Source organism: Saccharothrix sp. NRRL B-16348, from assembly GCF_001280085.1.
GTDB lineage: Bacteria > Actinomycetota > Actinomycetes > Mycobacteriales > Pseudonocardiaceae > Actinosynnema.
In genome coordinates, this window is the sequence record NZ_LGED01000244.1 from 163,501 (window position 1) to 174,144 (window position 10,644).

At 73.0% G+C, this 10,644-nt stretch carries 8 protein-coding genes; 5 read left to right on the forward strand and 3 right to left on the reverse strand.

Going from position 1 to position 10,644, the window contains the following annotated elements; genetic code table 11:
- Window positions 1-4 precede the first annotated feature (4 nt).
- Window positions 5-2,929: an AAA family ATPase gene (locus ADK67_RS39785; RefSeq protein WP_082404504.1), complete on the forward strand. Its 2,925-nt coding sequence runs from the start codon at window positions 5-7 to the stop codon at window positions 2,927-2,929.
- A gap of 60 nt (window positions 2,930-2,989) precedes the next feature.
- On the forward strand, window positions 2,990-3,676 hold the full coding sequence (locus ADK67_RS39790; protein ID WP_053721770.1) for a peptidylprolyl isomerase: 687 nt from the start codon (window positions 2,990-2,992) through the stop codon (window positions 3,674-3,676).
- A 9-nt stretch (window positions 3,677-3,685) separates the two neighbouring features.
- Here ADK67_RS39790 and ADK67_RS39795 read toward each other — a convergent pair whose 3' ends face one another.
- Window positions 3,686-4,411 carry a hypothetical protein gene (locus ADK67_RS39795; protein ID WP_053721739.1) on the reverse strand — a complete coding sequence of 242 codons (726 nt, stop codon included), beginning with the start codon at window positions 4,409-4,411 and terminating at the stop codon, window positions 3,686-3,688.
- Between the two features lie 95 nt (window positions 4,412-4,506).
- Between ADK67_RS39795 and ADK67_RS39800 the strand changes: the two genes are divergently transcribed.
- Window positions 4,507-5,160, forward strand: a complete 654-nt coding sequence (locus ADK67_RS39800; protein WP_053721771.1) for an MOSC domain-containing protein — start codon at window positions 4,507-4,509, stop codon at window positions 5,158-5,160.
- 35 nt (window positions 5,161-5,195) lie between these two features.
- On the opposite strand, the gene ADK67_RS39805 is transcribed toward ADK67_RS39800, so the two are convergent.
- Both ADK67_RS39805 and paaZ read right to left on the reverse strand, forming a co-directional pair.
- Window positions 5,196-6,035, reverse strand: a complete 840-nt coding sequence (locus ADK67_RS39805) for an aldo/keto reductase (protein WP_053721740.1) — start codon at window positions 6,033-6,035, stop codon at window positions 5,196-5,198.
- A gap of 120 nt (window positions 6,036-6,155) precedes the next feature.
- Complete coding sequence (gene paaZ, locus ADK67_RS39810; protein ID WP_053721741.1) at window positions 6,156-8,180, reverse strand: phenylacetic acid degradation bifunctional protein PaaZ; 2,025 nt, start codon at window positions 8,178-8,180, stop codon at window positions 6,156-6,158.
- Between the two features lie 140 nt (window positions 8,181-8,320).
- Between paaZ and ADK67_RS39815 the strand changes: the two genes are divergently transcribed.
- Together ADK67_RS39815 and ADK67_RS39820 are read left to right on the forward strand one after the other, a co-directional pair.
- A complete protein-coding gene (locus tag ADK67_RS39815; protein WP_053721772.1) occupies window positions 8,321-9,547 on the forward strand; it encodes a glycoside hydrolase family 16 protein in 1,227 nt (408 codons plus the stop codon).
- Window positions 9,548-9,569: 22 nt separating this feature from the next.
- Window positions 9,570-10,644 (forward strand): acyl-CoA dehydrogenase family protein (locus ADK67_RS39820; RefSeq protein WP_053721742.1); only part of this gene is annotated, 1,075 nt, incomplete at its 3' end.

The window sequence follows — 10,644 nt, forward strand, 5'->3', positions numbered from 1 at the left end:
GCCCATGCACACCCGCGCGCCGGTCGTGGTCGGCCGCGACGAAGAACTCCGCGTGCTCGACCGCATGCTGGCCGACGCCGGCGCCCACCGGGGCCGGGCCGTGTTCCTCGTCGGCGAGCCGGGCATCGGGAAGACCCGGTTGGCGCGCTTCGCCGCCGGCGCCGCGTTCGACCGCGGCATGCGGGTGCTGCGCGGTCGCGGGAGCACGATCGGGCCTATCGTGCCGTTCCGGCCGCTGGCCGAGGCCCTGATGTCGCTGCTGCGCGCGGGAGACGGCCTCAACCTGCGCGAACTGGGCCCGTACCAGTCGGCGCTGGGCAGGTTGGCGCCGGAGTGGGGCACCGAGGAGCAGCGGCCCGCGCACTCCGTGCTGGTGCTCGCCGAGGCCGTGCTGCGGCTGCTGGCCGTCGTCGGCCGCACGCAGCCGTGCCTGCTGGTGCTGGAGGACCTGCACGACGCGGACGCCGAGACGCTGGCCGTCGTCGACTACCTGGTGGACAACCTCGACCAGGCGCCCGCCGCGCTCCTGGTGACCACGCGCGCCGACCCCGGCCCCACGCTGGACGTGGTCCGGTTGGCCGCGCAACGGCAGGCGGGCGTGCTGATGGAGCTGCGCCGGTTGGACGAACGCCAGGTGCGCCGGATGGTGGGCCTGTGCCTGGAGGCGGAGGACCACGAGGTGCCGCCCGAGGTCGTGCGACGGCTGTGGGCCGACAGCGCGGGCAACCCGTTCGTGGTCGAGGAGATGCTGCACGGCCTGGTGAACGGCGGCCTGCTGGTGCGCGGGCCGGTCGGCTGGCAGGTGCTCGGCGAACTGCGCATCGACGTCCCGTCGGCGCTGGTGCGGTTGATCGCGCACCGCACCGACCGGCTGGGTCCGCAGGGTCGCGAGGTGCTGTCGGTGGCGGCCGTGCTCGGCCACCGGTTCCCGCTGTCGGTGCTGCGGCGGGTGACCGGCATGGACGACCGGGCCCTGCTGTCGCACCTGCACGCCGGCGTGGCCGCGCAGCTCGTCACACCGGACGAGCCGGTGCCCGACTGGTACGCGTTCCGGCACCCGCTGACCGCCGAGGCGCTGCTGGCGCAGCTGCCGCCGCCGCACCGGGCGGAGCTGGCGCGCCGGACCGCCGACGCCGTGCGGGAGCTGCACCCCGGCCTGCCGGGCGAGTGGTGCGCGCTGGTGGCGTCGCTGCGGCTGGACGCCGGGCAGACCGCGGAGGCGGGCGCGCTGCTGGCGGAGGCGGGCCGGCGGGCGCTGGCCGACGGCGCGGCCGGGTCGGCGGTGCGGCTGCTCGACCACGCGCACCGGCTGCTGGCGAGCGAGGTGGACGTGACGGTCCGCGCCGACGTGCTGGACTCGCTGCTGCCCGCGCTCGCCGAGGCCGGCCAGTTCGAGCGGGCGTTCGCGCTGGTCGACGCGGTGGCCGAGCTGAGCGCGGCCGGGTTGGGCCGGGTCCGGCGGGCCGAGCTGCACACCAAGCTGGCGCAGGTCGCCAACACCGCGGGCCGGTGGACCGACGGCATGGCGCACGTAGACACGGCACGCGCGCTGCTCGGCGCGGACGCGACCGACGAGCACACCGCGCGGCTCGACGCCGTGGCCGCGTTCCTGACGTTGAACCTGGAGGTGCCGGACCGGATCGAGTCGGCCGAGTTCCTGGCCAGGCGCGCGGCCGACGCGGCGAAGCGGGTGCCGCTGCCCGAGGTGGGCTGCGAGACGTGGCAGCTGCTCGGCGTGCTGGCGCGCGACCGCGACCTGGCCGAGGCGACCGAGTGCTTCAGCCGGGCGCGGGCGCTGGCCGAGGAGCACGGGCTGCCCATCCAGCGGGCGTACGCGGTGATCCGGCAGGCCGGGCTCGACTGGCTCGCCGAGGGCAAGGCGGCGGAGCTGGCCGAGGCGCGGGAGGAGGCGTTGCTGATCGGCGCGATCAGCGTCGCCTACAACGTGGACTCGATCCTCGGGCTGGACGCCGTGCTGCGCGGGCAGTTCGACGCCGCGGCCGAGCGGCTGACCAGGATCGTCGCGGACACCCGGCGGCTGCAGCTGCGGAACCTGACCCTGTACGGGTTGATGGCGCAGGCGACGGCGGCGGCGCACCAGGGCAGGCGGGCCGAGATGGACGCGGCGATCGAGGCGTTCGACGAGGTCGGCGGCGTCGGCTCGCAGGAACGGCCGCTGTGCTTCGGGTTGGCGCGGGCGTTCTGCGCGCTGCTGGAGGAGGACCGCGCGGCGGCCGGGCACGACCTGGCGCGGGCGATCGCGTACGAAGCGGAGACGCCGACCGTGTACCACCTGTCCGGCAGGCACGGGCTGAAGCTGCTGCTGGACGCGGTGTCGGGCGCGTTGGACCTGGACGCCTACCGGGTGGTGACGCGGTCGGCGGCGGCGCAGATGCGCTGGAACCGGGGGTTCGCGCAGTTCGCCCTGGCCGTGCTGCTCGGCAGGCTCGGCCGGGACGCGGAGGCGGCGCAGGCCGTGCGCGCGGGCCGCGAGGCGGCGGCGATCCACCCGCTGGCCAGGCACCTGGGGCTGCGGCTGGTGGCCGAGGCGGCGGTGGCCGACGGGTGGGGCGAGCCGATCGCCTGGCTGCGCGGCGCGGAGGAGTACTTCCACCAGGCCGGTCACGCCGCCGTGGCCAGCGCGTGCCGCGGGCTGCTGCGGCAGGTGGGCGCGTCGGTGCCGCAGCGGCGGACCGGGTCCGACCAGGTGCCGCGCGAGCTGCGGGCGCTGGGCGTGACCGTGCGGGAGTTCGAGGTGTTCCGGCTGCTGGCGGGCCGCCTGGGGAACAAGGCGATCGCCACCCGGCTGCACATCTCGCCGCGCACGGTGGAGAAGCACGTGGCGAGCCTGATCACGAAGACCGCGCAGCCGGACCGGGAGTCGCTGAGCGCGTTCGCCGCGTCGCTCGGACCCGCCGACCGGCCCTAGCAAGGCGGTGGCCGGTCCGTTAGACCTGGTGCGGTGAGAATCCTGGTGGCAGTGGCGCTGATGATGGCTCTTGGCGGCGGGGTGGCGCAGGCCTCCCCCGAAGCACCGGAGGCCGGAGCAACGGACACGACTCGCGGGCCGTGCGCCTACACGGTGACGCCCGACGAGCCGGCCGCCCGCCCCGTGCCGCTGCCGCCCGACCCGCGGCACACGCCCGACCGCGGTCACCCCGAGGTGCTGCTCGAGACCAACCAGGGCCCCGTGCCGCTCGTGCTGGACCGCGCGCAGGCGCCGTGCACCGTGCAGAGCTTCCTGCACCTCGTGCGGAAGAAGTTCTACGACGACACGACGTGCCACCGGCTGACGGCGTACCCGACGTTGAAGGTGCTGCAGTGCGGCGACCCGTCCGACACCGGTGAGGGCGGTCCGGGCTACAAGTACAAGGACGAGCTGCCCACCGACCTGGAGCCCGCCCCGAACGACCCGACGGGCCTGCGCCGCGTCTACCCGCGCGGCACCCTGGCCATGGCCAACGCGGGCCCGGCCACCAACGGCAGCCAGTTCTTCCTGGTCACGTCGGATTCCGTGCTGCGGCCCAACTACACCGTCTTCGGCCGCATCACGCCCGCCGGGCTCGCCACCCTGGACAAGGTCGCCGCCGGCGGCATCGTGCCGAACCCGGACAGCGAGGTCGACGGCCGCCCGGCGCTGACCACGGACATCGAGCGGGCCAAGCGCACCTGCTAGGGCCTGGCGCTAAGAGGTGGGCGCGGACACCCGGATGTCGGCGTTCCAGTCGGTGAAGCGGTGCAGGGTGCGCTGGAAGACGTTGTCCTCCAACGTCTTCAGCACCTGCTCCACCCGCACCGGCAGGTCACCCGGGCCCACCCACACGGTGGCGGACGCGGTGAACCCCGACTCGTAGGCCGCCATCAGCTGGGCGCGCTGGGAGCTGTCGATCGTCCGCTCCGCCTGCTGGTGCAGGTCGACCAGCAGGGTGTAGCGGCGCGTCGGCACGCCGTCGAGCTCTTCCTCGACCTTCTTCACCAGCAGGCTGCCCGCCAGCGCCTCGACCACCGACGCCGGGTCCACCTCGTCGGCCAGGCCGGCGACCGTGGTGTCCGCCCGCACGGGCGCGCGGTCGGCCAGGTCGAGCCTGGTCCACGTGCCGCCGTCGGCGCGGGAGTAGCCGGCGTCGGCCAGCACGACCACCTCGGTGGACGAGTCCTGCCGCAACGACACCAGCCTGCCCTCACGGGCGCGCAGCAGGCCGCCGTCGAGCGTGACGCGCAGCCCGGTCATCGTGGTCTCGGCCTCGAACCGGACGGACCGCTGCTCGTCGGCGCGGGCGGCCAGGCTCGTGATCAACGTGGCGCTGTCGTCCACCACCGGGCCGAGGGTCGGGGCCGGCAGGGCTGTCCGCTCCGCGCAGCCCGCCAGTGCGACCCCGGCCAGCACCAACGCGACGACGGACCTGCGCATGTCTCCCCCCACGGACGGTGAACAACGCCATCCTCCCCCACCGGCGACCGATAAGGAGTGCGAACCCCGAAAGTGCCTCGGCTACCGTCGTGGGCATGCCTCACGTGCTCTCCGTCAACGTCGGTTCCCGCGTCGAGTTCGACCAGGCCGACGTCGGCCACACCGGTATCGGCAAGCGCCCGGTGCCCGGTCCCGTGGACGTCCGCGCACCCGGTCCGGGTGGCAGCGGCGTCGTCGGCGACCACATCTCCGACGGGCGCCACCACGGTGGCGGTGACCAGGCCGTTTACGCCTACGCGCGGGAGGACCTGGACACGTGGTCGGTGGAGCTGGGTCGTGACGACCTGCGGCCCGGGCTGTTCGGCGAGAACCTGACCACGGTGGGCCTCGACGTGTGCGGTGCGCGGATCGGCGAGCGGTGGCGGATCGGCGGGGTGCTGCTCCAGGCGACCGCGCCGCGCGTGCCGTGCCGGACGTTCGCCGGGGTGATGGAGGAGGACAGGTGGGTGAAAACGTTCACTCGACGTGGGCTTCCCGGCACGTACTTCCGCGTCCTGGAGCCCGGCACGATCACTGCGGGTGACGAGGTCACGATCGAGCACCGGCCCGACCACGACGTCACGATCGCGCTCGCGTTCCGCGCGTTGACGCTGGAGCCGGCGTTGCTGCGGGGTCTGCTGGCGGCCGGCGACGACCTGCCCGAGAACCTGCGACGCCGGGTCGAACGGCGGGCGTTCGACCCGGCGTAGCCGCGCTCGCGGCGGCCGTCGGCGGCTCGCGGCGCTCAGGCCAGCGCGGACAGCTTCTCGAACTCCTCGTCGGTCAGCTCGATCCGCGCCGCCGCCACGTTCTCCTCCAGGTGCGCGATCGAGGACGTGCCGGGGATGGGCAGCACCACGGGCGACTTGCGCAGCAGCCACGCCAGCGCGAGCTGCGCGGGCGTGGCGCCGTGCTCCTTGGCCGCCGCGTCGAGCACGCCGCCCGGACGGGCCAGCTCGCCGGTCGCCACCGGGAACCACGGGATGAACGCGATGCCCAGCTCGGTGGCGCGCTCCAGCACGGCCTCGTGCCCGCGGTTGGCCAGGTTGTACAGGTTCTGCACGCTCACGATCGGCGCGACCGCCCGTGCCGCCTCGAGCTGGTCGACGTCCACCTCGGACAGCCCGATGTGCCGGATCTTGCCCTCCTCCTGCAGCTTGCGCAGCTCGCCGACCTGGTCCTCCAGCGGGTAGTCCGGGTCGACGCGGTGCAGCTGGTAGAGGTCGATGCGCTCGATGCCGAGCCGGCGGAGGCTGGTCTCGACGGCCTGCCGCAGGTAGGCGGGCTTGCCGAGCATCGGCCACTCGTTCGGGCCGGTCCGCAGCAGGCCGCCCTTGGTCGCGATGACCAGGTCGTCCGCGTACGGGTGCAGGGCCTGCCGGATCAGCTCCTCGTTGATGTGCGGGCCGTAGGAATCCGCGGTGTCGATGAAGTTGACGCCCAGCTCGACCACCCGGCGCAGCAGCGCGATCGCGTTGTCGCGGTCGGCCGGGTACCCCCAGATGCCCTCACCGGTGAGCCGCATCGCGCCGTAGCCGAGCCGGTTGACGGTCAGGTCCCCGCCCAGCGAAAAGGTCTCAGACACCTCTGGTGCTCCTCGATATCGGGTGTTGCTCGGTTCTCCTCTCGCGCCAACCAGGTGGAGCGCGTCGGTTGTTCCCGTTCCGGGAGATCGGACCGACGCGCGTCCACTTGGTGGAACCGCCTACTGCTTGGCGACCAGCGTGAGCACGTCGTACTTGGCCACCGACTCGCCCTTCTGGTTGACCAGGTCGGCGTCCCAGCGGACCTCGCCGTACTCCTGGTCCTCGCGCGGCGTGATCTGCTTCGCGGTCAACGTCACGGTCAGCTCGTCGCCGGGGAACGTCGGCGTGAGGAACCGCAGGTTCTCCAGCCCGTAGTTGGCCAGCACCGGCCCCGGCTCGGGCGAGACGAACAGGCCCGCCGCGAACGACACCACCAGGTACCCGTGCGCGACCCGGCCGCCGAAGAACGGGTTCGCCGCCGCGGCTTCCTCGTCCATGTGGGCGTAGAACGTGTCGCCGGTGAACTCCGCGAAGTGCTCGATGTCGGCCAACGTGACCGCGCGCGGCCCGGCCACCACCGTGTCGCCGACCTTCAGCTCCCGCAACGACTTGCGGAACGGGTGCACGTCCGACTCGGTGCGCGGCGCGCCCGCCACCCACCGCCCGGTGACCGCGCTCAACACCCGCGGACTGGCCTGCACCGCCGTGCGCTGCATGTGGTGCAGGACGCCCCGGATGCCGCCCATCTCCTCGCCGCCGCCCGCCCGGCCCGGCCCGCCGTGCACCAGCATCGGCAGCGGCGAACCGTGGCCGGTGGACTCCTTGGCGTCGTCGCGGTCCAGCACCAGCACGCGGCCGTGCCACGGCGCCACGCCCAGCACCACGTCACGCGCGAAGTCGGCGTCGTGCGTGACGACGGAGCCGACCAGGCTGCCCGCACCCCGTGCGGCCAGCTCGACCGCGTGCTCGGCGTCGCGGTAGGCCATCAGCGTCGACACGGGCCCGAACGCCTCCACCTCGTGCGGCTGGGCGTGGTCCGGGTCGGCCTTGAGCAGCACCGGCGACAGGAACGCGCCGCGCTCGGCGTCGGCGTCCACCACGTCCACCCGGTCCAGCGAGCCGTAGACGACGTCACCGACCTCCAGCAGCGCCTTCAGCGACCGCCGGACCTCCTCGCGCTGCTCCAGCCCGGCCAGCGCGCCCATCCGCACGCTCTCGTTCGCGGGGTTGCCGATCACGACCTTCGCCAGGCGCGCGGTGGCGGCCTCGGCGACGGCGTCCACGAGGGAGGCGGGTACCAGGGCGCGCCGGATCGCGGTGCACTTCTGGCCTGCCTTGACCGTCATCTCGCTGACGAGCTGCTTGACGAACAGGTCGAACTCGGGCGTGCCCTCGACCGCGTCCGGGCCGAGGATCGAGCAGTTCAGCGAGTCCGCCTCGGCGTTGAAGCGCACGCTGTTGCGCACCACGGTCGGATGGGTGCGCAGCACCTGCGCGGTGGACGCGGAGCCGGTGAAGCCGACCAGGTCCTGGCCGGTCAGGTGGTCGAGCAGGTCGCCCGCGCTGCCCGTGACCAGCTGCAGCGCGCCTTCCGGCAGCAGGTCCGAGGCGAGCATCAGCTCGACCAGCTTCTCGGTGATGTAGGCCGTCTGCGAGGCGGGCTTGATCAGCGACGGCACGCCGGCGATGAACGCGGGCGCGAACTTCTCCAGCGGGCCCCACATCGGGAAGTTGAAGGCGTTGATCTGCACGGCCACGCCCCGCAACGGGGTCGCGACGTGCTGGCCGACGAACGTGCCGCCCTTGCTCAGCGGCTCGACGTTGCCGTCCACGTAGACCTTGTCGTTGGGCAGCTCGCGCTTGGCCTTGCTCGCGTAGCCGAACAGCACGCCGATGCCGCCGTCCACGTCGATCAGCGAGTCCGTCCTGGTGGCGCCCGATCGGGCGGACAGGGCGTACAGCTCGTCGCGGTGTTCCCGCAGGTGCGAGGCGAGGGCCTTGAGCAGGGCCGCGCGCTGGTGGAACGTCAGCTCCCGCAGCGCCGGTCCGCCGACGCGCCTGCCGTGGTCCAACGCCGCCGCCATGTCGATGCCCTGCGACGAGATCCGGGCGATCTCCTCGCCGGTCACCGCGTCGTGCAGCGGCGCTCCTTCGACGGTCGGGGCGTGCCAGCGACCTGACACGTAGCTGCGCAGCATGGCCATCGGGTGTCGACCTCCTCGTCGGGCCGGTGGGTGTCCCGGCATGACCCGACAGTAAAGCCTCCGCACTTTCATCGTGACTTGATTCAAGCCCATGCAGTAACTTCTGGACCGGCCGCCGCCAGAGTGTGAAGGGAGTGTCGATGAGGACACGAGTGGTGCTGAGCGCGGTCGCGCTCGCCTTCAGCGGCTTCGCCGCACCGGCTGGGCAAGCCGCGCCGGCCGCCGACGTGGGCGCGATGGCGGTGACCTTCGCCGAGGAGTTCAACGGTTCGGCGGGCACCCGGCCCGACGCCGCCAAGTGGAACACCGAGGTCGGCGACAACAACGGCAATAATCGCGAACACCAGTACTACACGACGTCGGCGGGCAACGCGGCCATGGACGGCGCGGGCAACCTCGTCATCACCGCGCGCAAGGAGAACCCCGGCAACTACAACTGCTGGTACGGGCGGTGCCAGTACACCTCGGCCCGGATCAACACTGCGGGCAAGTTCACCACGACCCACGGCAAGGTCGAGGCGCGGATGAAGATGCCGCGCGGCAAGGGGATCTGGCCCGCGTTCTGGATGCTCGGCCAGGACATCAACTCCGGCAACCCGTGGCCGAACAGCGGTGAGATCGACATCATGGAGTTCCTGGGCCACGACCTGGACACCGTGTACGGCACCATCCACGGTCCCGGCTACTCGGGCGCGGGCGGCATCGGCATGGCCTACAACGGCCCGAACTTCGCCGACGGCTTCCACACCTTCGCCATCGAGTGGTCGCCCACCGGCATCGCGTGGTCCGTGGACGGCAACGTCTACCAGCGCCGCACGCCCGCCGACGTCGGCGGCAACCAGTGGGTGTTCAACAAGCCGTTCTTCATCATCCTGAACCTGGCGGTCGGCGGCGAGTGGCCCGGCTACCCGGACGCCACCACCACGTTCCCGCAGCAGTTCGTGATCGACTACGTGCGCGTGTCGACCCTGGACGGCAACCCGCCCGCCGGTAGCCGGATCACCGGCGTCGGCGGCAAGTGCGTGGACGTGGCCGGCGGCAACTCCGCCAACGGCACGCCCGTGCAGCTGTACGACTGCAACGGCACCGCCGCCCAGCAGTGGTCACGCCCGGGCGACGGCACGATCCGCGCGCTCGGCAAGTGCCTGGACGCGGCGTCGGGCGGCACGGCGGACGGCACGCTGGTCCAGTTGTGGGACTGCAACGGGACCGGCGCGCAGAAGTGGGCGGTGAGCGGCGCCAACGACATCGTCAACATCCAGGCGAACAAGTGCCTGGACGCGCAGAACAACAGCTCCGCCAACGGCACGCGGCTGCAGCTGTGGACCTGCTTCGGGACCGCCAACCAGAAGTGGACCGTCGCGTGAGTCCGCGCGGCATGATCGGGGCATGCGGACCCTGATCAGAGCGGAAGCGGCCAAGGCCGACCGCGACCGCCGGCTCTCCCCGGCGGTCGTGGCGGCGCTGGTCGAGGCGGGCGCGACGCGGATGCTCGCGCCCGCCTCCCTCGGCGGCGGCGAGGTCGACCTGCCGTCGTGGGTGGCGACGATCGAGGACCTGGCCCGTGCCGACGGGTCGGCCGGGTGGACCGCGATGACGACCAGCGCGACGTCGTCCCTGGCCTGGTACCTGCCGCCGGACGCGGCCGCCGAGGTGTTCGGCTCGCCGAAGTCGGTGATCGCCGGGACGGCCGCCCCGATGGGCCGGACCGTCGCGGTGGACGGCGGCCACCAGGTGACCGGTCGGTGGGGCTGGGGCAGCGCGGTGCCGCTGTGCGACTGGGTGGTCGGCGGCGCGATGACCGCGGACGGCCCCCGGCTCATGATCTTCCCGTCGGTCGACGTGACGGTGCACGACACCTGGCACGCGACCGGCCTGCGTGCGACCGAGTCCCACGAGTGGGAGGTCGCGGACGCGTTCGTCCCGGCACGCCGCCAGGTGTGGCCGCCTGCCGTGCAGGTGCCCGGACCGTTGCCGACGTTCCCGTTCTTCGCGTTCCTGGCCGTCGGCGTGGCGGCGGTGTGCCTGGGGATCGCCGCACGGGCGGTCGAAGAGGTCGAGGCACTGGCGGTGACCAAGACCCCGCCGTTCGGCCAGAGCCTGCCGGCCGAGCACTCGGACACCCAACGCGACCTCGGCGTGGCCGAGGCCCGCCTGTCGGCCGCGCGGGCGTTCCTGCACAGCGAGGTGGCGGCCCGGTGGGCGTCGGCGGTGGCGGGACAGCCGAGCACACCGCAGGACCGGGCACGCCTGCGCCTGGCGTGCTCCCACGCCGCGACGGAATCAGCGTCGATCGCCCGCCTCGCGTTCGACATCGGCGGGGGCACCTCGGTCTTCGAATCCTCTCCGCTCCAGCGCTGCCTGCGAGACGCCCACGCAGCCGCCCAACACGCCATCGTCTCCCGCCGCCTCTTCGAGACCTACGGCAAGCTGAAACTGGGCCTCCCCACCGACACCACCCGCC

Coding starts and splice junctions, on each gene's coding strand:
- ADK67_RS39785 (WP_082404504.1), top strand. CDS start 5: ATGCACACCCGCGCGCCGGTCGTGGTCGGCCGCGACGAAGAACTCCGC.
- ADK67_RS39790 (WP_053721770.1), top strand. CDS start 2,990: ATGATGGCTCTTGGCGGCGGGGTGGCGCAGGCCTCCCCCGAAGCACCG.
- ADK67_RS39795 (WP_053721739.1), bottom strand. CDS start 4,411: ATGCGCAGGTCCGTCGTCGCGTTGGTGCTGGCCGGGGTCGCACTGGCG.
- ADK67_RS39800 (WP_053721771.1), top strand. CDS start 4,507: ATGCCTCACGTGCTCTCCGTCAACGTCGGTTCCCGCGTCGAGTTCGAC.
- paaZ (WP_053721741.1), bottom strand. CDS start 8,180: ATGGCCATGCTGCGCAGCTACGTGTCAGGTCGCTGGCACGCCCCGACC.
- ADK67_RS39815 (WP_053721772.1), top strand. CDS start 8,321: ATGAGGACACGAGTGGTGCTGAGCGCGGTCGCGCTCGCCTTCAGCGGC.